We start from the raw sequence: 22,796 nt of genomic DNA, 5'->3' as shown, positions 1-22,796 counted from the left end.
GGGGCGTCTAGCGGGTGGAGCCGGCCTGACCCGGCGCGAATGCGGTGCCGTCCGTCAGGTAGCGGTGCACGGCCGGCAGATGCTCGAGCGCGAGCGCCGGATACGCATGATGCACCTGGTGATAGCCGATGTTGCGCGGATACAGTACGAGCTTGCCGATCCAGCCGAACGTCATCGTGCGCGTCATGCGCCAGATCGATTCCGGCGCGCGTTCGTCGATCTCGACGTGCTGATGTTCGAGCAGCACGCGGTTCGCGTTCATGATGCCGCCGACGATCCACGGCAGCCCGTAGTACGTGAAGAACGGCAGATCCCAGTGTACGACGGCCGCGATCGCGAGCAGATAGCCCGCGCAATGCGGCAGGTCGGCGCGCGCGCAGGCAATGACTTCAGGGTGACGGCGCAGGTCCTGGCGCGAGCGGTCCTGCATGAAGCCGCGCGCATACCACGGCCGGAACGCCGGCCATGCGAGCGCAAGCGGCGCCATCAGCGCGCGCAGCGGCCACCAGACCGGCAGCAGCGCGCCGCGCAGCATCATCACGCGCTGCACCCAGCCGCCGCGCGCGGCCAGCCGGTGCAGGTACGGATCCTCGGCGGTGCCGACCGCACGGTGATGGCGCAGGTGGTGATAGCGCATCGCGGCGATCGACGAACCGATCGTCCAGCCGGCGAGCGCCTCGACGAGCGCGAGCGGCAGTGTCATGCGCCGCATCGGAAGATGGCAGGCATCGTGCAGGATCACGCCGAATGCCTGCAGCCGGCCGGCGATCAGCAACACGGCCGCGACATAGACGACCGGATTCGGCACGAAGCGGATCGCCGCCCAGCACAGCAGGATGCCGAGCCAGTCGATGCACGCATAGCGGACGAGCCGCCATGGCCGCGCGCCGGCGGCGAACGGCAGCGTGCGGTTCAGTTCGGCAGGTGTCGGCAGGGCGGATGGCGTGAGCATTCGATGAGGTCGGGTGCGCCGTCGATGGCGCGCATGCAGGTGTATCGGTCGGGAATATACACCTGATTCCTCATGCGACGAGCGGTAGCGTTCAACGCCTGGCGCAGGGTGTGCCGAACCATCGCAGCCGCGTGCGTGGCTTCGTCGACGTTCGATGCATCGTCACTGGCCCTCGCGACGACACCGTCGGGTCGTGCGAGCACCGCACGCAGTCCCTGCCGGTCTTTCGCATCGCTCGCGCGACCGCTTGTTTACTCGAGCAGCCGCAACGCGTCCGCGAGCGACAGCACCGTCGTGCGCGATTCGAAGGCGGTGGAGAACAGGTGCTCATGGACCACCGGGTCCGGGTCGTAGCAGCAGTCCTTGACCGTATACAGACGAAAGTCCGCATCGCTCGCGTGGGCGATCGACGACAGCATCACGCCCGTCGACGCGATGCCGACCATGATCAGCGAATCGACACCTTGCTCGACGAGCCGCGCCTGCAGATCGGTGCCGAAGAACACACTGGCGCGGTGCGCGATGATCAGCGGCTCGTCGGGCTGCCGGCCGAGCTCCGGGCACGGGCCGTCGTCGATGAAGAGGCCGAGCTGCTTGATGCCCTGGCCGTTCTTGTTGCGCGGGCTGACTTCCGGATAACCGGGGCTGAACCGGAGGTTCGCGAACCAGACGCCGATGCCGCCGGCCCGCGCCGCATCGCAGAGCCGGCGCGTATTGGCGAGCAATTCGGGCGCGACGGACGGAAAGAGCCCGAGGATGTCGGTCTGGTAATGCATGACGAGCAGCGCGGTGCTCGACGGCACGATGGCGGGAATCGGCACGGACCGGCTGTCGCCGGGGTTCGTGCGGGTTGTCGTTGCGATATCCGGTGCGTGTTGCCGAGTCATGAACGAGAGTCTCCAATAGCCCGCGGGGAATGTGAGCGTCCTCGATTTGTACCGGAAAATCGGGGCGGCCGCCGAAGCGATTTTCGTAGGGGCGAGTTGCCGCGCTGTGCGGCCGCCACCGCCAAACCGGCGCCACGTCTCTGCACGGCCACTCCGACGTTCGGCCGCCGGTCGTGCTCGGCATTCGGTCATTCGACTCAGGGAAATATCCGGAAGCGGTTGGTCGTCAGTCGAATGTGATCAAGTCCTTGAAGATCAATTGTCCCCACTGATTTCCGCGCGCATGCACAAGGAGCCCGCCATCCGAAAGCCCGCCCAGTTTGATTGGCGCAAAACCGAGTTTCTCGGCAAGCGCGCCGATCTCCGCTGCTGCGGCGTCATCGTCGCTCGCCAGGAACACGACTCTCCTGCCGCCATGTATCGCCGGGTCCTGGCCGAGGACGGCGGCAACCAGATGATTGAAGCCTTTCACCAGCCTGGCTCCGGTGAACGCGTTCGCGACGAAAACGGAGGAGGGCAGACCGCCCAGTTCCTCGAGCGGGGCCTGCGTGTTCATCACGTCGATAACCGTCTTCCCCCTCCAGTCGGGCAGTGCTTTCGCGACCTCCGGGTGCGACTCGAAACGGACAGCCAGAAAGAGGGTGTCCGCCTTGACGGCTTCCGCCAGGGTTTGGGGAATGATAGTGGGGCCGATCGCGGCCGCGTCGGCCGCGAAGCTTTCCGGGTCGCGCGTGGTTGCAACGGCCACTTCGATGCCGTTGCGGGCGAACGCCTTGGCAAGTGCGTGGCCGATCTTGCCGAAGCCGATGATTGCGTAACGCATATGTTTCTCCTTCGTTTCCGTGCGCGCTCAGAGCTTGTAACCACCGCTCGCTTCGATCGTCTGGCCGGTCACCCAATAGCCATCATCGGAGGCCAGGAACGCCACGACGGCGGCGATTTCCGACGGCTCGCCGAAGCGGCCCAACGCGATCTGGGCCTCGGCCGCCTTGACGAGTTCCGGATTCTCCCGAACGGCGGCGTTGGCATCCGTTCGCGTGAAGCCCGGCGCGACGGCGTTTGCGGTGATGCCGCGCGGCCCGAGCTCGATGGCGAGCGTATGGGTCAGGGTATTGATGGCTGCTTTCGCCATTGAGTAGACGGGCGCTGCCGTCACGGGCTTCGTGGCGGCGGCGGAAGAAATGTTGATGATGCGGGCACCATCGGCGAGACGATCCAGAGCGGCCTGAATGATGAAGAAGGGCGCGCGGGCGTAGACCGCCATCAGGGTGTCCCAACTCTCCGGCGTCGCGTCCTTGAAGCCGACCCAGCCGGAATTGCCGGCGTTGTTGACCAGAATGTCGAGGGCTTTGGTTCCGTTCCGCCGGGTGAGTTCGTCGTCGAGTCTCTCGAACAAAGCCGGGACGGCCGCCGGATCAACGAGATCCGCGTGGATCGCGAACGCAGTGCCTCCCGCTTTCTCGATGGCTGCGATCGCCGCGTCCACGCCGGATTGACTGGCGTTGTAGGTGAGTGCGACTGTCGCACCGTCCTTGGCGAGACGTTCGGCGATGGCGCGGCCGATGCCCCTTGAGGCGCCGGTCACGAGCGCAGTTTTGCCCTTCAACGAGTGCGTCATGTGATCTTTCTCCTCAGAGTTGTGCCAGGCCACCATCAACGGCAACCTCGCTGGCGGTCATGAAGCTGCTGTCCGACGACGCAAGAAAGGCGGCCACCGCCCCGATCTCCGCCGGATCGGCCATACGCTGGAGCGGCGTCATCGCCCCATAGGCCTTCTGGCCTTCCTCGCCCAGCGCCTCCTTGGCCAGTTCGGTCGCCGTCGCCCCCGGCGACAGCACGTTGACGCGGATGCCGGTGCCCTTCAGGTCCTCCGCCCAGGTCCGGGCGAGGTTGCGCACCGCTGCCTTGCTCGCGCTGTATGCCGTGAATCCCGCGGCTCCAGTGGTGCCGGCGCTCGATCCCGTCAGGATGATTGAACCGCCCTGGCCCATCAGCGGCAGCGCCGCCTGGACCGTGAAAATCGAACCCTTCACGTTGGTGTCGAAGATTTCGTCGATGTGTTCGGCGGTGATCTTGCCGAGCGGAAGCGGGCTTCCTGCGCCGGCATTGGCGAACACGATGTCGATGGTTCCGCGCTCCGCCTTCACCGCAGCGTAGAGCCGCTCGAGATCTGCCGGATCGGAAACCGAACCCTGCACCGCGCGGGCATGGGGCCCGAGGTCGGCTACGGCGGCGTCGAGCGCTGCCTGCCGCCGGCCGAAGATGAAGACGAAGGCGCCTTCGTCGATGAAGCGTCTTGCGGCGGCGCGGCCGATTCCGGTAGCGCCGCCGGTGATCACTGCGGTCTTTCCATTCAGTCTGTTCATGCCCTGCATCCTCGGAAACGAAAGTGACGAACATGATTCTGGACCGCTTGATTCATGAATCCAATTGACTGAATATCTATAGATACCATCTACTTTCTAGATAGATATGCTGGACAACGTCACCATCAACCAACTTCGGGCTTTTGTCGCGGTATGCGATCAGGGAAGCTTCTCCGGGGCTGCACGGCAGCTGAGGCGTGCACAGTCGGCAATCAGTCACGCGATCGGCGCGCTCGAGAGTGCCTTCGACGTGGTGCTGTTCGAGCGCAACACGCGCAAGGCGACGCTCACGGCGGCAGGCCGCAGCCTTCTGCCGGATGCGCGGGGGGTGATCTCGCGCACCGAGGAAATGAAGATGCGCGCGGTTGCCATTGCCGAAGCCGGGGTGCCCCAGGTCTCGATTGCCGTGGATACCTATTTTCCGCGTGCGCACCTGATTGAATGCCTGCGCATCCTGCAGGCGGACTTTCCAACCGCTGCAATCAATCTGCGCATGACGACCATGCAGGGTGGCGAGCGTCTGGTTTTCGACGGCACGTGCGCATTGGCGGTCACGATCATGGACGTGCCCGAGTTGAGCCAGGGCACCATCGAACGGCAGCATTTATGCGAAGCGCAAATGGTGACCGTCTGTGCGCCATCGCATCCGCTGGCCGCACTTGCGGGGCCGATCCCGCGGGAGGAATTCGGCCGGCATATCCAGCTCGTCGTAACGGACAATCAGCCCGATGCGGGAAAGAGCCAGCAAGGGGTCGCCAGCGAACGCCAGTGGTGGGTGAACGATCTCGGCGCGAAGCACGATCTGCTCAGGGGAGGCTTGTGCTGGGGGCACATGCCGCGCCATCTGGTCGAGGAAGACCTCGCGAAGGGGGCGCTGGTCGAACTCCGACGGCGCGCGTGGCACATGCGCTCGCTCACGTTCATGATCTCCCAGCGGCGCGGATACGCCTTTTCCGAATGCGAGACACGTCTGGTCGAACTCCTGGGCAATCGTCATCCCGTCTCGAAGGACGGGAAGGCCGCGGCCCGCGTGAAGCGCGGTCGCTGACGGGTTTGCCGGGGGTGTCGTGCGAACCGTGACGTGAGCGCCGGCCGAATCGGCCTTTGAAGAGGCATGTTCGACTGCTCCACGTCGAAAAATCGACCTTCCCGAATAAGGCGTCAACCACTCCAGCGCCAGCGGGCCGGTACGCCGGCAATATAAACCCGCGTCAAAATATTTAATTCTTTAAAATCAAGCCACTCATGTATTGATTCAAATCGCGGAAATCCTGGACTGTCCAGGAGTGGGGCGGGAGTTTCACGCCGTTCTCTCGCAACGTTTTCGGAATCAGGTCCCCATTGGGGCGAAGGATGACCGACGAGACAATCACGCCCGGATAATCGTTGAGTCGTTTTTTGAAGGCGGGCGTCGTGAGGTCGGGCGTGGGCGGGTTGCTTTTATTGGCCAGTGGCCCGGTGCCTCGGGCATCTGCTCCGTGGCACATCGAACATCTCGCCAGGAAGATCTTTTTCCCGTTATCGCTATCCGCGAAGGCGGGTGATGTTTGAGCCAGCAATACTATTCCCAGTGAAGCGACGAGGAGTATTTTCATTTTTCGTGGTTTTATTGTGTGAACTGCTGCCTGTCTCTGTGGGAGCGATTGCGGCCGAATGGCGAGTTCTCCATTGGGTGCGCCGATATTCACCTGCCAGCCTGGCGCCAGGTGAGGTGCGCCCAAACCCCGTCACCTCAAAAAATCGACCTTCCCGAATAAGTCGTCAACCACTCCAGCGCCAGCGTCCCCGCCAACGAGTTCCCGTTCGCATCGAGCCCCGGCGCCCACACGCACACGGCCATCTCGCCCGGCAGCACCGCGACGATCCCGCCGCCGACCCCGCTTTTCGCGGGCAGCCCGACGCGATATACGAAATCCCCCGCCGCATCGTAGGTGCCGCAGGTCAGCATCAGCGCCGACAGCCGCTTCGCGGAACTCGAATCGACGATCCGCTCGCCGGTGACCGGCGCGACACCGCCGTTAGCCAGGAACAGCGCCGCGCGCGCAAGCTCGACGCAGTTCATCGTGATCGCGCACTGGCGGCAATACGCATCGATCACGATGTCGGGCGGCATCTGCATGTTGCCGAAGCTCGCCATGAAGTGCGCCATCGCACGGTTGCGCTCCGCGTGCTGCAGCTCCGATTGCGCGACGCGCGAATCGTAGTCGATGTCGTTCGCGCCGATCAGCCGCCGCACGAATTCGACGAGCGCCGTCTCGGCCTTCACGAAGCGGCGGCACAGCACGTCGGTGACGACCAGCGCACCGGCGTTGATGAACGGATTGCGCGGCTTGCCGCGCTCGCTCTCGAGCTGCACCAGCGAGTTGAACGCGTTGCCGGACGGCTCGCGGCCGACCCGTTCCCACAGTTCGTCGCCCAGCAGCTGGAACGCCAGCGTGCACGCGAACAGCTTCGAGATGCTCTGGATCGAGAAGCGCTCGTACGCATCGCCAACCGTGCAAACGTTTCCGTCCAGCGTGACGACGGCCATCCCGAACTTGTCGGCGGGCACTTTCGCGAGCTCGGGAATGTAATCGGCAACCCGGCCCTGGCCAATCCAGGGGGCGAGGTCGGCGTGGATGCGTTCGAGGATCGTCTGGTAATTCATCAAGTCAGGGGGGCAGGGCATGGCCCGGATTCTGGCGAGCCCGTATGGAACCGTCCCGGCGCCGATTCGTCAAGCGCGGCGCGATATCGCGCCCTTATTTTCAAGACGTCTAAACAGGCAATCGGCGGGCGCAGTATCATGCGGTACGTTTCGGCCGATGGCCGGCGTCCGGCACCGGCCGGCGCCGCCGTGGCTTCCTCGATGACCCGACCGCTGCCCATGTCTTTTCGCATCCTGCTCGTCGAAGACGACACCCGCCTGTCCACGCTGATCGCCGGCTACCTGCGCAAGAACGACTATGAAGTCGACACTGTGCTGCATGGTGACGCCGCGGTGCCGGCGATCCTGTCCATTCGTCCCGATCTCGTCATTCTCGACGTGAACCTGCCGGGCAAGGACGGCTTCGAAATCTGCCGCGAGGCACGCAAGCAGTACGACGGCGTGATCATCATGGTGACGGCGCGTGACGAGCCGTTCGACGAACTGCTCGGCCTCGAGTTCGGCGCGGACGACTACGTGCACAAGCCGGTCGAGCCGCGCATCCTGCTCGCGCGGATCAAGGCCCAGCTGCGCCGCGCGCCCGCGCGCGTGACCGAGAGCACCGCGCCGCAGCCCGAGCGTTACGCGTTCGGCAAGTTCTCGATCGACCGCACCGACCGCTCCGTCGTGCTGCCCGACGGCAGCACGCCCGACCTGACGTCGGCGGAATTCGACTTGTTGTGGGCGCTCGTCTGCCATGCGGGCGAAGTCGTCAGCCGCGACGACCTGATGCTGCAGTTGCGCGGCGTCGAGTTCGACGGCCTCGACCGCACGATCGACGGGCGCATCTCGAAGCTGCGCCGCAAGCTGCGCGACGACGCGAGCAACCCGCAGCGGATCAAGACGATCCGCAGCAAGGGCTATCAATTCAGCAAGCACGCGTGGGAATGACGCGGCGTTCGCACGACGCCGTCACGTTCCACGCGGGTCTTCCACCCGCCGGCCGGGAGCCGAGATGATCCGACGAACCCGTTCGCACCCCGATGCACCGCCGTTGCCGACGCTGCGCTACGTCAAGTGGCGCTGGCTGCATTTCCGCCGCGCGTGGACCGACACGCGCGCCGATCGCATCCCGAGCTGGTCGCGCCTTTACGTGCGGACCTACCTCCATCTGCTGGGCCTCGTGCTGCTGACCGCGCTCGTGCCGGCGCTCGCGCTGTGCGTCGAGCTGTCGCCGCAGGTCGTGTGGCATGCGTTCGACTCGCTGCCCGGCGACATCTGGATCGTGCTCGTCTTCGTGTTCGCCGCACCGGCACTCGCGGCGTACCGGTGGATGCGGCCCGTGTGGTCGGATCTCGTGATGGTGCGCGAGCGCGCGATCGACTTCACGGGTGGACGCTTCAACACGCGTGCGCGCGAATCGCACAGCGTGATCATCGGCCCGCTCGCGCGGACGCTGAATGCGCTCGCGATGCGCATGGAACGGCTGATCGCCGCGCAGCGCGATCTGACGAACGGCATCTCGCACGAGCTGCGCACGCCGCTCGCGCGTGTGCGGTTCGCGCTCGAAATGCTGCGCGAACCGGGTTCCGCGGCCGAATACCAGGGCGCGCTCGAGAGCATCGCGCAGGACGTGACCGAGCTCGAAGAGCTGATCGACATGAGCCTCACGTATGCACGGCTCGAATACAGCTCGCTGCAGTCGAATCTCGAGTTGACGGCCCCCGTCGCGTGGTTCGAGCATCAGGTCAGCGATGCGCAACTGCTGTATCCGGAGCGCGCGATCGAGTCGCGCATCGCGATCGCGTCGGACCTGCGCGTGAAGATGGACCGGCGGCTGATGTCGTATGCGATGCGCAACCTGTTGCGCAACGCGAGCAAGTACGCGAAATCGCGGATCGTCGTCGGGATCGCGCTCGTGCACGGCAACATCGGAATCTTCGTCGAGGATGACGGCCCCGGCGTGCCGGAGAGCGAACGCGAACGAATCTTCGACGCATTCGTGCGCCTCGACCGCCGCACCGGCGGCTATGGCCTCGGCCTGTCGATCACGCGCCAGGTGCTCCATGCGCACAACGGCCGGATCGCGGTCGTCGATCCCGTCGAACTCGGCGGCGCGCGCTTCGAGATCAGCTGGCCGGTCTAACGATACGCCGCCCGGGCGCCGAGCCCCGTCAGTAACAACGGCACGACCGCACCCAGCCGCGCGGCGGATTCGAACGCGCCGCCGGCCTTTCCCGCCGTACCTTCCAGGTATCAATGCGTTCCCGCACCGCAATCGTCGCGTGACGATTCGTTTGGCACGCGCACGCGCTTTGCATTACGATTGCAATTGCAACTATATCGGCGGGCCGATCCACGACGGTGCAGGCGAGTGGCCCGCCACGCAGCAGTGAAGCCGGGGCCGCCATGATGGCTACCCCCTTGTTCATGCATTCCTGTCCGGGTCACACATCATGCGGCTTTTGAATATCGTGTCTTCTCCCCGCGGCGCCAGGTCGGCTTCGATCGCGGTCGCCAATGCCTTTGTCGATGCGTACCGGCAGACGGGCGCCACGATCGACGTCGATACGTTGAATGTCTGGGAGGCGGACTTGCCGGACTTCGACAGCGATGCGATCGGCGCCAAGTACAAGGGCGTCGCAAACGCGCCGATGGATGAGGCGGAGCAGTCGATCTGGCGGCGCATCCAGTCGCTCGTGAAGCGCTTTCAGGAGGCGGACCGGATCGTCGTGGGCGTGCCGATGTGGAATTTCGGCTATCCGTACAAGCTCAAGCAGCTGATCGATCTCGTCAGCCAGCGGAACATGCTGTTTACGTTCGACGGCAGCGCGTACGCGCCGTTGCTGGAGATTCCGCGCGCGCTGGTGATCCATGTTCGCGGGCAAAGCCGGGAGCCCGGTGCGGGCGCCGACAATCCCGGATTCCGGCATCAGGCCGACTACATCGAATTCTGGTTGAGGTTCATCGGCGTGAGCGAAGTCAGGAGCCTGACCGTCGAACACACGTGGGGCGCGCGGGCCAGCGACAGCATCGAACGGGCACAAGCCCGCGCGGTCGCGATGGCCGCGGCGTTCTGATCCGGGCGGGCGGCGCGATGGAGACGCGGATGCGGCCGAAGCGGCATCCGCGCACGCTCAGTACGTGCGGCCGAGCTGCAGGTAGAAGTTGCGGCGGCCGCCGGGCGCGAGCGCGACGCCGATGTACACGGGCCCGAACGCGGTCGACAGGCTGGTGAAGAACGTATAGCTTTGCTTCAGCGTGCCGCCGCCGACCTTCTGGCCGCTCGACCAGACGTTGCCGACTTCCGCGCTGGCGCCCACCGACAGCGCCTTGACCGGCGACGCGTTGAACGTCATCAGCTGGTTCATGTAGGTCACCTGCGCATACGCGAGCTCGTTGCCGTTCAGCTGGTCGGCCGCATACGCGGACAGATGCTGGAAGCCGCCGAGCGTGAAGTTGAATGCGTTGATCAGGTTGGTGCCGCCGATGCTCTTGCCGCCTTCGATCGTCGCGCTGACGCTGTGCCGGCCGAACTGCTGCGCGACCATCGCCTTGCCGTAGATCTCCGTGTAGGGCGCGTTGTTGATGCTGTCGTCGAACTCGGACGCCGAGCCCCCGTTGCGCGACACCAGCGAGCGTTCGACGCGCAGCTCGGTGAAATAGCCCTTGCGCGGGAACAGCGGATCGTCGAGCTGGTCGATGACGAGCCGCGCGCGCGCGGTCAGCGCCTGCGACGTGAAGCTCGGCCACAGCAGCGACTGGCCGCTGCCGTCGTCGAACGGCAGGTTGTAGGTCGGCGAGCCGTGCCCGGTCACGTAACCGAGGCCGATCCGGAAATCGCCGAGTCGCCCGATCGGCAGCCCGAAATCGAGCCCGGCGCGTGCGGTCTGCATCAGGTACTGCGTGATCTTCACGTCGCCGGTGTCGTCGTACAGGTTCGCGTAGCGGCGCTGGTATTCCGCGTACGGCGACAGATAGACGCCGTAGGCCATCGACAGCGGCTGGCGGAACTCGATGCGCGCCGATTGCAGGTCGCTGCCGATCGTCGTGTCCGCGCGGAATTCGAGCCCGGATTCGGTGAGCCATGGCCGCCGGTAGCCGACGTGCAGGCGGAAGCCGCCCTCGTCGGTCGAACTGCTCGACATGCCGAGCCCGAACAGCAGGAAGTTCGGCCCCCAGTATTTCTCGCGCGCATCGATCTCGAGCACGTTTTCGTCGCCGCGGCTCACGATCTGCTGCGTGACGCTCTCGAAGTTGCCGCCCGTCGTGAGCCCGAGCAGATCCTTGCTGACTGTGTCCGGATCGTAGGTGTCGCCGGGTTTCACGTGCAGCGCGTTGCTGACGACCCGCTTCGGTACGCCGCCGGTGGTCTTGATGTCGATGCGCGTGATGCGGATCGGCGGCGGCAGCGGCTGCGCGTGCGCAGACCGGTAGGCCGCGTACTGTTCCGGCGTGAGCGCGAAGCGCTTCAGCTTCGGCAGGGCCGCGGTCGCGGCGGCAGCGCCTGCGGCGATCGCCTGCTTCGCATTCTGGAAATCGGTGAACGCGAGCGAGCCGAGGTCCGGCGTGAGCAGCACGTCCTGCGCGTCGAGTTGCTTGCGCTGTGCGGTCACGTTCTGGCGGATCAGGATGCCGACCATCTGCTGCATCACGTCGGCGGGCGACGCGAGCGCGTCGAGCGGGCGCAGTTGCGAGCCGATGTCGACCGCGATCACGACGTTCGCGCCCATCTGCCGCGCGGTGTCGACGGGCAGGTTGCTGACGAGCCCGCCGTCCACGAGCGCGCGCCCGTTGATTTCGGCCGGCGCGAACAGGCCCGGCATCGCCATGCTCGCACGGATCGCGAGCGGCAGCGAGCCGTGGTCGAGCACCACCATCTGGCCCGTCTGCAGGTCGGTCGCGACCGCGCGGTACGGGATCGGCAGGCGGTCGAACGGCTGGTTGGTCGGCACGGCGGCCGTCCAGCTCGCGAGCAGCGCCTGCAGCCGGTTGCCCTGCACGAGGCCGACCGGCACTTTCACGCCTTTCTTGCCGAAGCCGAGCGTGAGCCCGTTGATGTACAGGCGCTCTTCCTCCCGGCTGGTTTGCGGCAGGTCCGCGCGCTCCGTCACGTCGAACGCGATGTCGGCGAGGTTGACCTCCGACAGCCGCTTCTGCATCTCGCCGGCGGCCATGCCGCTCGCGTACAGGCCGCCGACCACGGCGCCCATGCTGGTGCCGGCGATGCAGTCGATCGGGATGCGGTTGTCTTCCAGTACCTTCAGGACCCCGAGATGTGCGTAGCCGCGCGCGCCGCCGCCGGACAGCACGAGGCCGACCGACGGGCGGCCGGCCGGGCCGCCGTCGGCTTCGCAGGTGTGCCCGGATGCGGCGGGCGCGGCAGCCGGCGCGCTGGCGGCAGCGACCGGCGCGGCGATCGGGGCGGCGGCGGTGACCGCGGCCGCGGCGGCGGAGTCGGCGGCCGGCAGCGGTTGCGCGGCGACCGTGCAGCACCAGAAGGCGACGAGCGTCGTGCAAAGCGGGCGCACCCGCGCCCAGCGGAAGGAAACGGTCGCTGTCATGGAGGAAATACCTGGCGTGATCGGGCGTCTGAGGCCTGCCGGGAGCAGGCAAGACCGAGAGATTACCGTGTTTTACAGGCGCAATGCGAGAGGCTGTCGCGTAGCCGGATGCGTCCGGAACGGCATTTTTGACAATTCAGTCGCGAAAAAATCATCGGAATTGCCTAAAGTATCGGAACGATTTGCCGCTAAGTTCGTGATGGGGCGGCATGGACGCGTGGCAAAATGCAGCGCGGCTGCCCTGGTCCGTTCGATTACAAAGGTTTGATATGTCGACACCGCTGTTCGGAAAGTTGTTTGCGCAACCCGTTGCGATCGACCCTGGAACGGCGAGTACGCGGATTTATACGCACGAACGCGGCGTGGTGCTGAACCAGCCGTCGGTCGTCTGCTTCCGCAAGGCCGGTGCCGGTGCGACCGACGCCCGGCCGACGCTCGAGGCCGTCGGCGAGCTCGCGAAGGCGCTGCTGGGCCGCGAACCGGGGCATCTCGAAGCCGTACGGCCGATGCGGCACGGCGTGATCGCCGACGCGCACGCGGCCGAGCAGATGATCCGCAGCTTCATCGACATGTCGCGCACGCGTTCGCGCTTCGGCCGCCGCGTCGAAGTCACGTTGTGCGTACCGTCCGACGCGACGGCCGTCGAGCGCCGCGCGCTCCGCGAGGCCGCCTTCGCCGCGGGTGTATCGGAGGTCGAACTGATCGAGGAATCGCTCGCGGCCGGGCTCGGCGCGGGCTTGCCGGTGACCGAGCCGGTCGGCTCGATGGTCGTCGACATCGGCGGCGGGACCACCGAAGTCGCGGTGATCTCGCTCGGCGGCATCGTCTACCGCGAGGCGATTCGCGTGGGCGGCAACCAGTTCGACGCGGCGATCGTCAACCATGTGCGCAACCTGTATGGCGTGCTGCTCGGCGAACAGACGGCCGAACACGTGAAGCAGACGATCGGCTCGGCCACCAGCGCGGTGCCGCGCCGGTCGACGCGCGCGGTCGGGCGGGGTGTCGGCGACGGGCTGCCGCGCTCGATCGAACTGTCCAACCACGACGTGGCGGACGCGCTGGCCGCGCCGCTCAAACAGGTGATCGGCGCGGTGAAGTCGGTGCTGGAGAACGCGCCGGCCGAACTCGTGACCGACATCGCGAATCGCGGCGTGGTGCTGACGGGCGGCGGCGCGCTGCTCGCGGATTTCGAGCGCCTGCTGTACGACGAGACGGGGCTCGTCGCCCGGATCGCCGACGAGCCGGCCACCTGCGCGGTGCGCGGCGCAGGCGAGGCGATGGGGCGGCTCACGATGTGTCAGGCCGACTGATTCGGGTCGTGCCGGCCAGGCGCCGCCGAGCGGCGCGCGCATTGACACGCTTTCGATCTCCGTATCGCGTACCCGCGTCGCAGGTACGTGTCTCCAGTCGACTTTCAGGAAGGCTGTCCGGCATCGGTCCGTTGCGTGGACACCCGAACGCGCACCATGCTAGCGTTACGCGCCCGTCCAGGGCCGGGCAAGCCGCTACGCCCGACGACCTGAGAGACCGAAAACCTTGAAAAACCACACCAAACGGGGCGCGTTTGCCCGCCTGGGCCGCCTGCTGGCCGTCGTCGCCTGCCTCTGGATCGTCGCGGCCGTTGCACTCGTCGCGTACGGGATGCGGATGCCGAGCGAGCCGGCCGACGTCGCCGTGATCTTCGGCAACGCGCTCGACGAGGCCGGCGCGCCGAAGCCCGTGCTCGCCGCCAGGCTCGACGTGGGCGTGCGCTGCTACCGCAGGGGGCAGTGCCCGGCGTTCCTCGTCAGCGGCGCGATCGACGGCCCGGGGCTGAACGAGGCGACCGCGATGCGCGACTATCTCGTGGCGCGCGGCGTGCCGGCCGACCGGATCGCGGTCGACGACCAGGGCGACAACACGCTCGCGACCGCGCAGCACACGCTCGCCTATCTGCAGGCGCATCGTGTGTCGCGCGTGGTGATCGTCAGCCAGTATTACCACCTCGCGCGGGCGCGCCTCGCGTTCGAGCGCGTCGGCATCGCGCGGGCGGACATCTCCGCCGCGTATCCGCGCCGCTTCCAGTTGCGCGACGTCTATTCGAGCTGGCGCGAAGTGCCGGCGTACGCGGTGTATGCGGTGCGGCTGTGGGTGAACCCCGATGCGCGGCCCGTCTCGTTCCGGCCGATGCTTTATCTGATGAGCCTGTTTTCGTAACGCGGGCGCGGGAGCTTTCCGCGACGGCCACGTCGCATGGCATCGCGTCTTTTTCCTCGCTGCGCACGTTCCCCGTTCTGTCCTATCCTGTGCGAAACACGCGACGCGCCGCGCGTTGCGACCCGACACAGGAGCATCGATGCCGAATCACGCTGAAGCCACGACGACCCAGGCGCCGCAAGTCGCGCCTGTTGCCCCGACCCCCGCGTCCGGCCCTGCCTTCATCGCGCCCGAAGCCGATCCGCAGGCTCTCGCGCGCAACAACCAGTACGTGCTGAAATCCGGCGATGCGTTCGTGGTCAGCGACGCGCTCGGCGACATCGGCGGTCACGACGATGGCCTGTTCGTCGACGACATGCGCGTGCTGTCGAAGTGGCGCCTGACCTTCGGCGGCCGCGCGCCGTCGCTGCTGTCGGGCGCGACGAGCGCCGACAACGCGTCGTTCACCGCCCACCTGACGAACCGTCCGCTGCCGCCGCTCGGCGGCCACGAAACGCCCGAGGGCGTGATCCACATCGAGCGGACGCGCGTGCTCGCGGGCGACGTGCTTTACGAAGCGCTGACGCTGACGAACTACGGCGCGAGCGAAGCCGAGGTGCCGCTGTCGCTGTCGTTCGCGGCCGATTTCAAGGACATGTTCGAGGTGCGCGGCACGCAGCGCCCGAAGCGCGGCACCGTGGTGGCGCCGCGCGTCGACGCGGGCGCGGTGCGGCTGCGCTATGACGGCCTCGACGGCGTCGAGCGCAACGTGACCGTGCATTTCTCGCCAGCGCCCGATGCGCTGTCGGTCGATCGTGCCGACTACACGCTGACGATCGCCGCGCAGGCCTGCGTGTCGATCTACCTGACCGTCGACGCGACGCTCGGCCCCGCGCATGCGGAAGGGCCGGGATGCGGCCGCGTCGCGCTGCGCACCGCGCTCGTCGGCGTGCATCGCGAGATGCGCGCGCGGCGCGAATCGATGGCGCGCGTGAACACCGGCAATCCGCTGTTCGACGCGTGGCTCGACCGCTCGCTCGCGGATCTCGGGCTGCTCACGACGCAGCTCGACACGGGGCCGTACCCGTATGCGGGCATTCCGTGGTTCTCGACGCCGTTCGGTCGCGACGCGGTGATCACGTCGCTGCAGATGCTGTGGCTGCAGCCGTCGCTCGCGCGCGGCGTGCTGCGGTTCCTGGCCGAGCACCAGGCGCGCGAGACTTCCGCATTTCGCGACGCGGAGCCCGGCAAGATCATGCACGAGTTCCGCCGCAGCGAGATGGCCGCGACGGGCGAGGTGCCGTTCGCGCTGTACTACGGCGGGGTCGATACGACGCCGCTGTTCATCGTGCTCGCGGGCGCGTACGTCGAACGCACCGGCGACGATGCGCTGATCGACGAGCTGTGGCCCGCGCTCGAGCGCGCCGCGCAATGGGTGATCGACAAGTGCGACCGCAATCCTTACGGACTGCTCGATTATCAACGCACGTCGGAGCGCGGCCTCGCGAACCAGGGCTGGAAGGACAGCCACGATTCGGTGTTCCACGCGGACGGTCGCTTCCCGGACGGCCCGATCGCGCTCGTCGAAGTGCAGGCGTATGCGTGCGCGGCGCTCGATGCGATGTCGATGTGCTCGCACCGGCGCGGCCACGCGATTGACGCCACGCGCTACGCACTGCGCGCGAAGACGCTGCGCGAGCAGGTCGACGCGCTGTTCTGGATGCCGGAAGGCGATTTCTACGGCATCGCGCTCGATGGTCATGGCGACCTGTGCCGCGTGTTCGCGTCGAATGCGGGGCACCTGCTCGCGTTCGGGCTGCCCGACGCCGAGCGCGGCGCGGCGGTCGCCGGCGTGCTCGGCTCGACGCTGTTCCAGACGGGTTGGGGCATCCGCACGCTTGCGGCCGGCCAGCCGCGCTTCAACCCGATGGCGTATCACAACGGCTCGGTGTGGCCGCACGACAATGCGCTGATCGCGCGCGGACTGGCGCGCTACGGCGACAAGACAGCCGCGGTGAACCTGCTGCGCGCGCTGTTCGAGGCGGCGGTGAGCTTCGAGATGCGCCTGCCCGAGCTGTTCTGCGGGTTCCCGCGCCGGCGCGGCGAACCGCCGACCGCGTATCCGGTGGCCTGCCTGCCGCAGGCGTGGGCGGCCGGTGCGCCGTTCATGATGCTGCAGGCGTGCCTCGGCGTGAGCATCGACGCATCGCGCCACGAGGTGCGCGTCGAGCGCCCGACGCTGCCGGAAGGCGTCGACTGGCTGCGGATCGATGCGCTGCGCGTCGGTGACGAAACCGTGTCGCTCACGTTCCGCCGTGTCGACGGGCAGGTCGTCGCGGCGGCGGAGCAGCCGGGCCGCGTGAAGGTGGTCGCGGTGCTGTAGCGCGGCGCCGCGCGAACGTTGCGCGATGTCGCGCCACGTTCGCGTGCAGCGGCATAGAATCGTGACATGACCCTTGAACGATGGCGGAGGTAGACGATGACGACCGACAACCGGCCCGACGACAGCGAGCACAAGCTCGAGAATCTGGAAGCGGCGGTCGACCACCTGCACAAGTCGATCGAATCGCAGAGCATCGCGGTCGGCGCGGCGAAGGGCATCCTGTTCAGCCTGATCGAAACGCTCGGCGCGCTGATCGGCGATCCCGACCTGCCCGAGCATGCGCGCTCGGGTTACGAGGCGCTGCGCGACAAGGCGAGCGAATTGCGCGGCGGGCTCGACCGGCATTGATGCCCGGATGGCCCCGGCCCTTGCCGCACGGGCTGGGCCGGGGCTGCCCGTTTCTGTAGACGAAGCACAAAACCCCGTGCGCTCAATGAGTTAGGTGGCCGGTGCGCAGGATATCCACAAGCTTGCCAACACAATCTGTGGAGAACTGTCCGGCCCCGAGAGCCGGGTGCGGCCCGGGCCGTGCGAAAGCGCCGGCGCTGCCACAGGGTTGACCTCGCAAGGTCCGTGAATCGAATCCCCTTTTGTATCAGGGTGTTACGCGCCGCGCTGGAAGGATATCCACAGGCTTGCCAACATATTCTGTGGACAACTTGCAATCGATTGCGTCGCGACAGTTGCGGATCGGCCCGCCCGGGGCCGGCTCGCGAAGCCCGTGAACAGAGGCTGCCCGATCTCTGCGTCGGCACGCTAATTCGTGCACGATCAAGGGCTTAGGCCCCGGGTACCCAGGATATCCACATCCTTGCCAACACTTTCTGTGGACAAGCCGGGCCGTGTCACCCGGCCTGCGCCGTGGCGGCCGCCTCGGCCACGATCCAGTCGCGAAAGAGCGTCATCGCCGGCGTGAGCGGTTTCGACTTCAACGAGGTGAGCCAGTAGCCGCCGGCGCGCACGTCGATGTCGAGCGGCCGCGCGAGGAGGCCGAGCTGCAGTTCGCGCGCGAACATGCACGCCGGCGCGAGCGCGACGCCCGCACCCTGCATCGCAGCCTCGACCATCAGCCGCGACGAATCGAACACGGGCCCGTTGACCGCCCACGGCGCGAGCCGCGCGGCGTCGAACCAGCCGTGCCATTCGTCGGTGCGGTACGAGCGCAGCAGCGTTTCGTTCGCGAGATCGGCCGGTTGCGCGAGGCGCCGCGCGATGTCCGGCGCGCACAGCGCGGTGAGCGGCGCGTCGAGCAGACGCTCGTTGCGCGTGGTCGGCCAGTTGCCCTCCCCGAAGCGGATCGCGAAGTCGAGGCCCTCGGCGGCCAGGTCGACGACGTTGTTGTTGGTCCGCATCCGCAGCTCGACGAACGGATGGGTATCGCCGAACTGCTTCAAGCGCGGCATTAGCCAGCCTAGGGCAAAGGTGCCGACGACGCCGAGCGTCAGCACCTCGTGGAAGCGCCCGCCGTCGAACTGCTTGAGCACGGTCTCGATGCGGCTGAACGCGTCGCTGAGCGCCGGCAGCAGCGCGCGCCCCTCGTCGGTGAGCCCGAGGCCGCGCGGCAGCCGCGTGAACAGCGTGCAGCCGAGCCGCTCCTCGAGCGAGCGCACCTGCTGGCTGACCGCGGCCTGGGTCACGCTCAGCTCGAGGCCGGCGCGTGTGAAGTTCAGGTGGCGCGCCGACGATTCGAACGCGCGCAGCGCATTGAGTGGAAGATGAGGGCGGAGCTTTGTCATAAGAATTTCTTTTGTCAGCGCTCAATTATCGTTGCTTGTCAGGCAACCGTAAAGTCCCGATAGTGCTGTCTCGCCGGCCGGGCGTGTTCAACACCTTTTCGCTCACATTCCACCACGAGACAACCGACATGACCTACTCATCGAAACGTCGAACCCTGTTGCTGGCCGCTGCGACGGCGCCGCTTGCGTTGAGCGTTGCCGCGTGCGCGTCGCGGCAGGCCGCGGCGCCGGACGACGCAACTGCCGCCGCCGCAGCCGCGGCTGCGGCCGTGACGCCCGCTGCCGCCGGGCAGGTGCTGGCCGAGCTCGAACGCAGCGCGGGCGGCCGCCTCGGCGTATGCGCGATCGACATCGCGACCGGGCGGCGCGCGGAACATCGCGCGGACGAGCGCTTCCCGTTCTGCAGCACGTTCAAGGCGATGCTGAGCGCGGCGGTGCTCGCGCAGAGCGTCGATCGACCGGCGTTGCTGCAACAGCGTGTGACGTACACCAAGGCTGACCTCGTCAACTATTCGCCGGTGTCGGGGAAGCATGTCGACGACGGCATGACGGTCGCCGCGCTGTGCGAGGCCGCGATCCAGTACAGCGACAACTCGGCCGCGAACCTGCTGATGAAGCTGCTCGGCGGCCCGTCGGCGGTGACGGCCTACGCGCGCTCGATCGGCGACGACGCGTTCCGGCTCGATCGATGGGAGACCGAACTGAATACCGCGCTGCCGGGCGACCCGCGCGACACGACGACGCCGGCCGCGATGGCCGCGAGCATGCGCGCGCTGATGCTCGGCGATGCGTTGCCGGCCGCGCAGCGTGCGCAGCTCGTTACCTGGATGCGCGGCAACAAGGTCGGCGACAAGCGGCTCCGTGCGGGCGTGCCGGCCGGGTGGACGGTCGGCGACAAGACGGGCACCGGCGACTACGGGACGACCAACGACGCGGGTGTCATGTGGTCGCCGTCGGGTGCGCCGATCGCGCTGGTCGTGTACTACACGCAGACGCGTGCCGATGCGCGCGCGAAGGACGACGTGATTGCGTCGGTCGCACGCATCGTGGTCCGGGCATTCGGTTGAAGCGGGCGGCACGACGTGCATGACGCGATCCGCGTGCATGCCGTGCCGCAACCGTGACCCGCGTGATCAAACGTTGTGCGATCAACGACTTAGGTCACGCATGCTCAGGATATCCACATGCTTGCCAACAAAAATTGTGGACAAGCCCGCGCGCGGCCGCATCGGGCGTGGCGCGGGCCGCCGTGCCGCGTTTGAAGCAGCGCGGACAAAGTCTTACGGATCAAGCGCTTGGCCCTGGTATGCGCAGGCTGTCCACACGCTTGCCAACACAATCTGTGGACAAGCCGGTTCGCTCGCGCGGCAGGCGCCCCCCACGTGGTGAATGGGCGTGCGAGCGGCACTTTCCCGGCCGCGTGCCGCATTTGAAGCGGCGCGGACAAAGTCTTACGGATCAAGCGCTTGGTCGCGGTATGCGCAGGCTATCCACATGCTTGCCAACAAAATCTGTGGACAAGCCTGGCGGCCGCGAGGGCGACGATCAGGGCTGCCGATCGTCGACGGTGGGCCAGCGCGCGAACGCGAACACCCACAACATGATGAAGTTCAGGACCGGGACGAACATCGTCAGGATCACCAGCCCGAATGCCCGGTGCGCCGAACGATGCGGACGTACGGATAGATGACGACGGCGACCAGCACGAGTGAGACGACCAACTGCCACGCGGTGAAGTGTTCCATGGTCTTCCTCGGAGTGAGGTGTCGTGGTGCGGCGCCGGCGGAATGGCCGGCCCGTTGAGCCGTCGTGCAAAGCCGATGATGCGCGGCCGCGCGCGGCTCGCGTGATCTTGACGCGTGGCGGGCGCGAGCGTCAAGGCGACGGTGATGCGCTGCTGCTGCGCGGGATCGTGCGCTTGCGTGCAGCTCCGGGCCGCAGGGTGCCGCAACCGTGACGCCGAGCATGAACCGTAGCCCGATCAATGGGTTAGCGCAGGCTTGCGCAGGATATCCACAAGCTTGCCAACAAATTCTGTGGGTAAGTGGCGCCACGCGTGTCGAGCGCGTGTGAACCGGCTGCGGCGTGCATCGTCGTGGCGTCGTGATGCCAAGTGCGGCGAAGCGGGGTATGCGCTGGCCATCGCCGGGGTCTCGTCTGCATCACGCATGCCAAAGTCCATCGGATCAAGGGTTTAGCGTCGCGGTGCGCAGGATATCCACAAGCTTGCCAACATTTTCTGTGGAGAAGTCGGGGCGCGCCATCGGGACGCCGGACACGGGCGGATGCCACACGTTGCCCCGACGCGCGCGTGCGCTCACGCCGTGCAGATACCGGCCACGCCGACTTTCCGGAACAGGTGCGGGCTGGCCACGGCGGACGACGGATAGGTGGAGAGTTTCGACGCGAACTCGGGATGCTTGAACGCCGCGCGAAACGCCGCCGTCGATTCCCAGATCGCGTAGTTCAGGTAGGTCGGGCTATCGCCGAGCGCGCGATGGAGCTGGGTCGAGATGAATCCCGGCTGTCGCTTCATGAATTCCGCATCGTCCTGCCATACCGCGAGAAACGCCGTTTCGTCCTCGGGGGCCAGGGTGAACACGTTGACGAGGACGACCGGCTCCGCGTCGACGCCAATCTGTTGCTGGATCGGAAACGCCGGATCCATCGGCTTGAATTGCAGCATGGAAACTCCCGTGGGTAAGGGGAATGGGCGATCACGCCGGCGCATCGGCACCGTGAGCGCTGGACATCGCCGATAACACACGAATGGCCGCGTCCAGGTCGGCCGAACTGAAGTTGCCCGCGATCTCGCGGACATGCTGTTGCCACTGCCCGACCACGGCCTGATAGGCCGCCTCGCCGCGAGGCGTCAGCGCATACAACGGGGAGCGCTTGTGCGCCGGATTGGGCAGCGCATCGACCAGCCCGTCGCCGGTCAGCACGTTGATCTGTTTCAGCACCGCCTGCCGCGTGATGCCCATCGCGTCGGCGATCTGCGGGATGCTCGGGGCCTCCGTCGCCATCGCAATGGCGCCCAGCACCTGCCAGCGCGCGCTGGTCAGGCCGTGCGGCTCGGAAAAGGTATTGCCCCATTCGATCAGCAGGCCGTTCAGCCGGAATACAGACAGTGCGACGGCGGTCAATTTCGCGGATTTCGTCATGGTCGAAGCGGGTCGTCGAGTATCGATCGATGACCATTCTGCTAAATTGACAACTGGTTGTCAATTGTCGCCGTATGCGTGCCGGGCGTGACCGCCGCCGGCATTGCCGCCCCGCCGGCGGCGCGTGCACAATGCCGGTCCGGGGACGACCGGGCACCATCCTGCCCGGATTTTTTGAGGTGACGGAAGAACATGAAGAAAATCTGCATCGTCGGCGCGTCGGGCAAGCTCGGGCGCTACATGGTTCGGCATGCGCTGGAGCGCGGCTACGAAGTTGTCGCCGTGTGTCGTGCGGCAAGCGTGGCGAAGCTCGCCGGTTTCGGGGATCGCATCACGATCGTGCCCGGCGCGACCGACGATCGCCGGGTGATCGAGCAGGCCGTGGCCGGCTGCGACGGCGTGCTGACCGTGCTCGTGCCGTGGGGCATGCAGCGCTACGCATCCGGAACCGCGCAAGCCGTGCTGGATTTCGCGCCGGCGCACGCGCGGCTCGTGTTCTCGTGCGGCTGGCACATCACGCGGGATGGCAAGGATGTCTATCCGATGTCGATCCGCGCGGCGGTGGCGATCGGCGGCTGGCTGCTGCGGCTGTTGCGGGTCGGCGAGATCGACGATCAGGTGGAGGCCTGCCGGCGCGTGTTCGCGAGCGACGCGCGCTGGACTGTGGTTCGAGGCAGCAACCTGGAGGAAGGGGGGAGCGACGGGTTGCCGGTGTGGAGCGAGCACGTCGGCGATGCGATCCTCGCGAGCAACCGCACGCGCCGGATCGACTTTGCGCTGTTCATGGTCGCGGCGCTGACCGACGATACGCTGATCCGCCGCGCACCGGCGATCTGCGGGCGCCGCACGCGCTCCGCGTTGGCGGCCCGCGCGGCGGTCGAACAGGCGATGTCGGAGCCGCGCGTGCCGCCGGGTCGTTAGGCATGGCACGGCGTGACCGTTG

Annotated in this window: 21 protein-coding genes; 10 read left to right on the top strand and 11 right to left on the bottom strand. The window is 66.8% G+C overall.

The window, feature by feature from the left end; all coding sequences use genetic code 11:
* Window positions 1-7: 7 nt before the first annotated feature.
* The 5 genes from LXE91_RS21595 to LXE91_RS21575 form a co-directional block, all read right to left on the bottom strand.
* The gene (locus tag LXE91_RS21595) at window positions 8-952 is read right to left on the bottom strand and encodes a fatty acid desaturase family protein (RefSeq protein WP_039366494.1); all 945 of its coding nucleotides are present in this window, start codon (window positions 950-952) and stop codon (window positions 8-10) included.
* 251 nt (window positions 953-1,203) lie between these two features.
* Window positions 1,204-1,839, bottom strand: coding sequence for a cysteine hydrolase family protein (locus LXE91_RS21590; RefSeq protein ID WP_039366497.1), 636 nt, complete (start codon window positions 1,837-1,839; stop codon window positions 1,204-1,206).
* A gap of 226 nt (window positions 1,840-2,065) precedes the next feature.
* The gene (locus tag LXE91_RS21585) at window positions 2,066-2,662 is read right to left on the bottom strand and encodes an NADPH-dependent F420 reductase (protein ID WP_039366500.1); all 597 of its coding nucleotides are present in this window, start codon (window positions 2,660-2,662) and stop codon (window positions 2,066-2,068) included.
* 27 nt (window positions 2,663-2,689) lie between these two features.
* Window positions 2,690-3,457: an SDR family NAD(P)-dependent oxidoreductase gene (locus tag LXE91_RS21580; RefSeq protein ID WP_039366503.1), complete on the bottom strand. Its 768-nt coding sequence runs from the start codon at window positions 3,455-3,457 to the stop codon at window positions 2,690-2,692.
* Window positions 3,458-3,470: 13 nt separating this feature from the next.
* Window positions 3,471-4,205: an SDR family NAD(P)-dependent oxidoreductase gene (locus LXE91_RS21575; RefSeq protein WP_039366506.1), complete on the bottom strand. Its 735-nt coding sequence runs from the start codon at window positions 4,203-4,205 to the stop codon at window positions 3,471-3,473.
* Between the two features lie 106 nt (window positions 4,206-4,311).
* Here LXE91_RS21575 and LXE91_RS21570 point away from each other — a divergent pair, with 106 nt between their 5' ends.
* On the top strand, window positions 4,312-5,253 hold the full coding sequence (locus tag LXE91_RS21570) for a LysR family transcriptional regulator (RefSeq protein WP_039366509.1): 942 nt from the start codon (window positions 4,312-4,314) through the stop codon (window positions 5,251-5,253).
* 172 nt (window positions 5,254-5,425) lie between these two features.
* Here the strand turns inward: LXE91_RS21570 and LXE91_RS21565 are convergent, their stop codons facing one another.
* Together LXE91_RS21565 and LXE91_RS21560 are read right to left on the bottom strand one after the other, a co-directional pair.
* Window positions 5,426-5,800, bottom strand: coding sequence for a cytochrome c (locus LXE91_RS21565; protein ID WP_076841335.1), 375 nt, complete (start codon window positions 5,798-5,800; stop codon window positions 5,426-5,428).
* 137 nt (window positions 5,801-5,937) lie between these two features.
* The gene (locus LXE91_RS21560) at window positions 5,938-6,852 is read right to left on the bottom strand and encodes a glutaminase (protein WP_039366512.1); all 915 of its coding nucleotides are present in this window, start codon (window positions 6,850-6,852) and stop codon (window positions 5,938-5,940) included.
* 219 nt (window positions 6,853-7,071) lie between these two features.
* On the opposite strand from LXE91_RS21560, the gene LXE91_RS21555 reads away from it, so the two are divergent.
* The 3 genes from LXE91_RS21555 to LXE91_RS21545 all read left to right on the top strand — a co-directional run bounded on the left by LXE91_RS21555 (window position 7,072) and on the right by LXE91_RS21545 (window position 9,911).
* Window positions 7,072-7,782, top strand: coding sequence for a response regulator (locus LXE91_RS21555; protein WP_039366515.1), 711 nt, complete (start codon window positions 7,072-7,074; stop codon window positions 7,780-7,782).
* Window positions 7,783-7,846: 64 nt separating this feature from the next.
* A complete protein-coding gene (locus LXE91_RS21550; RefSeq protein ID WP_039366517.1) occupies window positions 7,847-8,977 on the top strand; it encodes an ATP-binding protein in 1,131 nt (376 codons plus the stop codon).
* 310 nt (window positions 8,978-9,287) lie between these two features.
* A complete protein-coding gene (locus LXE91_RS21545; RefSeq protein WP_039366519.1) occupies window positions 9,288-9,911 on the top strand; it encodes an FMN-dependent NADH-azoreductase in 624 nt (207 codons plus the stop codon).
* 57 nt (window positions 9,912-9,968) lie between these two features.
* Here the strand turns inward: LXE91_RS21545 and LXE91_RS21540 are convergent, their stop codons facing one another.
* The gene (locus LXE91_RS21540) at window positions 9,969-12,395 is read right to left on the bottom strand and encodes a patatin-like phospholipase family protein (protein WP_039366522.1); all 2,427 of its coding nucleotides are present in this window, start codon (window positions 12,393-12,395) and stop codon (window positions 9,969-9,971) included.
* A 269-nt stretch (window positions 12,396-12,664) separates the two neighbouring features.
* Here LXE91_RS21540 and mreB point away from each other — a divergent pair, with 269 nt between their 5' ends.
* From mreB to LXE91_RS21520, 4 genes are all read left to right on the top strand, one after another.
* Window positions 12,665-13,705: a rod shape-determining protein gene (gene mreB, locus LXE91_RS21535; protein ID WP_039366525.1), complete on the top strand. Its 1,041-nt coding sequence runs from the start codon at window positions 12,665-12,667 to the stop codon at window positions 13,703-13,705.
* Between the two features lie 226 nt (window positions 13,706-13,931).
* Window positions 13,932-14,591, top strand: a complete 660-nt coding sequence (locus tag LXE91_RS21530; RefSeq protein WP_039366527.1) for a YdcF family protein — start codon at window positions 13,932-13,934, stop codon at window positions 14,589-14,591.
* 139 nt (window positions 14,592-14,730) lie between these two features.
* The gene (locus LXE91_RS21525) at window positions 14,731-16,953 is read left to right on the top strand and encodes an amylo-alpha-1,6-glucosidase (RefSeq protein ID WP_039366530.1); all 2,223 of its coding nucleotides are present in this window, start codon (window positions 14,731-14,733) and stop codon (window positions 16,951-16,953) included.
* Between the two features lie 96 nt (window positions 16,954-17,049).
* Window positions 17,050-17,301 (top strand): hypothetical protein, encoded by a 252-nt coding sequence (locus LXE91_RS21520; protein ID WP_011354368.1) that lies wholly within the window; start codon window positions 17,050-17,052, stop codon window positions 17,299-17,301.
* Between the two features lie 497 nt (window positions 17,302-17,798).
* Here LXE91_RS21520 and penR read toward each other — a convergent pair whose 3' ends face one another.
* Window positions 17,799-18,689 (bottom strand): beta-lactamase transcriptional regulator PenR, encoded by an 891-nt coding sequence (gene penR / locus LXE91_RS21515; protein WP_039366535.1) that lies wholly within the window; start codon window positions 18,687-18,689, stop codon window positions 17,799-17,801.
* A gap of 128 nt (window positions 18,690-18,817) precedes the next feature.
* Here penR and blaPEN-bcc point away from each other — a divergent pair, with 128 nt between their 5' ends.
* Entirely contained in the window at window positions 18,818-19,756 is a 939-nt protein-coding gene (gene blaPEN-bcc, locus LXE91_RS21510; protein ID WP_039366537.1) for a PEN family class A beta-lactamase, Bcc-type, read from the top strand.
* 1,250 nt (window positions 19,757-21,006) lie between these two features.
* Here blaPEN-bcc and LXE91_RS21505 read toward each other — a convergent pair.
* Complete coding sequence (locus LXE91_RS21505) at window positions 21,007-21,375, bottom strand: antibiotic biosynthesis monooxygenase family protein (RefSeq protein ID WP_039366539.1); 369 nt, start codon at window positions 21,373-21,375, stop codon at window positions 21,007-21,009.
* Window positions 21,376-21,406: 31 nt separating this feature from the next.
* Window positions 21,407-21,853 carry a MarR family winged helix-turn-helix transcriptional regulator gene (locus LXE91_RS21500; RefSeq protein WP_039366541.1) on the bottom strand — a complete coding sequence of 149 codons (447 nt, stop codon included), beginning with the start codon at window positions 21,851-21,853 and terminating at the stop codon, window positions 21,407-21,409.
* 192 nt (window positions 21,854-22,045) lie between these two features.
* Between LXE91_RS21500 and LXE91_RS21495 the strand changes: the two genes are divergently transcribed.
* Window positions 22,046-22,774, top strand: a complete 729-nt coding sequence (locus LXE91_RS21495) for an NAD(P)-dependent oxidoreductase (protein ID WP_039366543.1) — start codon at window positions 22,046-22,048, stop codon at window positions 22,772-22,774.
* Window positions 22,775-22,796: the final 22 nt, after the last annotated feature.

The organism is Burkholderia contaminans, from assembly GCF_029633825.1.
GTDB classification, from domain to species: domain Bacteria; phylum Pseudomonadota; class Gammaproteobacteria; order Burkholderiales; family Burkholderiaceae; genus Burkholderia; species Burkholderia contaminans.
The sequence above is the reverse complement of the archived record's forward strand: the minus strand, read 5'-3'. Positions and strand labels throughout refer to the sequence as shown.

What these genes read in the sequence shown, in the direction of transcription:
- LXE91_RS21595 (WP_039366494.1), bottom strand. Translation starts at nt 952, where the DNA reads ATGCTCACGCCATCCGCCCTGCCGACACCTGCCGAACTGAACCGCACG.
- LXE91_RS21590 (WP_039366497.1), bottom strand. Translation starts at nt 1,839, where the DNA reads ATGACTCGGCAACACGCACCGGATATCGCAACGACAACCCGCACGAAC.
- LXE91_RS21585 (WP_039366500.1), bottom strand. Translation starts at nt 2,662, where the DNA reads ATGCGTTACGCAATCATCGGCTTCGGCAAGATCGGCCACGCACTTGCC.
- LXE91_RS21580 (WP_039366503.1), bottom strand. Translation starts at nt 3,457, where the DNA reads ATGACGCACTCGTTGAAGGGCAAAACTGCGCTCGTGACCGGCGCCTCA.
- LXE91_RS21575 (WP_039366506.1), bottom strand. Translation starts at nt 4,205, where the DNA reads ATGAACAGACTGAATGGAAAGACCGCAGTGATCACCGGCGGCGCTACC.
- LXE91_RS21570 (WP_039366509.1), top strand. Translation starts at nt 4,312, where the DNA reads ATGCTGGACAACGTCACCATCAACCAACTTCGGGCTTTTGTCGCGGTA.
- LXE91_RS21565 (WP_076841335.1), bottom strand. Translation starts at nt 5,800, where the DNA reads ATGAAAATACTCCTCGTCGCTTCACTGGGAATAGTATTGCTGGCTCAA.
- LXE91_RS21560 (WP_039366512.1), bottom strand. Translation starts at nt 6,852, where the DNA reads ATGAATTACCAGACGATCCTCGAACGCATCCACGCCGACCTCGCCCCC.
- LXE91_RS21555 (WP_039366515.1), top strand. Translation starts at nt 7,072, where the DNA reads ATGTCTTTTCGCATCCTGCTCGTCGAAGACGACACCCGCCTGTCCACG.
- LXE91_RS21550 (WP_039366517.1), top strand. Translation starts at nt 7,847, where the DNA reads ATGATCCGACGAACCCGTTCGCACCCCGATGCACCGCCGTTGCCGACG.
- LXE91_RS21545 (WP_039366519.1), top strand. Translation starts at nt 9,288, where the DNA reads ATGCGGCTTTTGAATATCGTGTCTTCTCCCCGCGGCGCCAGGTCGGCT.
- LXE91_RS21540 (WP_039366522.1), bottom strand. Translation starts at nt 12,395, where the DNA reads ATGACAGCGACCGTTTCCTTCCGCTGGGCGCGGGTGCGCCCGCTTTGC.
- mreB (WP_039366525.1), top strand. Translation starts at nt 12,665, where the DNA reads ATGTCGACACCGCTGTTCGGAAAGTTGTTTGCGCAACCCGTTGCGATC.
- LXE91_RS21525 (WP_039366530.1), top strand. Translation starts at nt 14,731, where the DNA reads ATGCCGAATCACGCTGAAGCCACGACGACCCAGGCGCCGCAAGTCGCG.
- LXE91_RS21520 (WP_011354368.1), top strand. Translation starts at nt 17,050, where the DNA reads ATGACGACCGACAACCGGCCCGACGACAGCGAGCACAAGCTCGAGAAT.
- penR (WP_039366535.1), bottom strand. Translation starts at nt 18,689, where the DNA reads ATGACAAAGCTCCGCCCTCATCTTCCACTCAATGCGCTGCGCGCGTTC.
- blaPEN-bcc (WP_039366537.1), top strand. Translation starts at nt 18,818, where the DNA reads ATGACCTACTCATCGAAACGTCGAACCCTGTTGCTGGCCGCTGCGACG.
- LXE91_RS21505 (WP_039366539.1), bottom strand. Translation starts at nt 21,375, where the DNA reads ATGCTGCAATTCAAGCCGATGGATCCGGCGTTTCCGATCCAGCAACAG.
- LXE91_RS21500 (WP_039366541.1), bottom strand. Translation starts at nt 21,853, where the DNA reads ATGACGAAATCCGCGAAATTGACCGCCGTCGCACTGTCTGTATTCCGG.
- LXE91_RS21495 (WP_039366543.1), top strand. Translation starts at nt 22,046, where the DNA reads ATGAAGAAAATCTGCATCGTCGGCGCGTCGGGCAAGCTCGGGCGCTAC.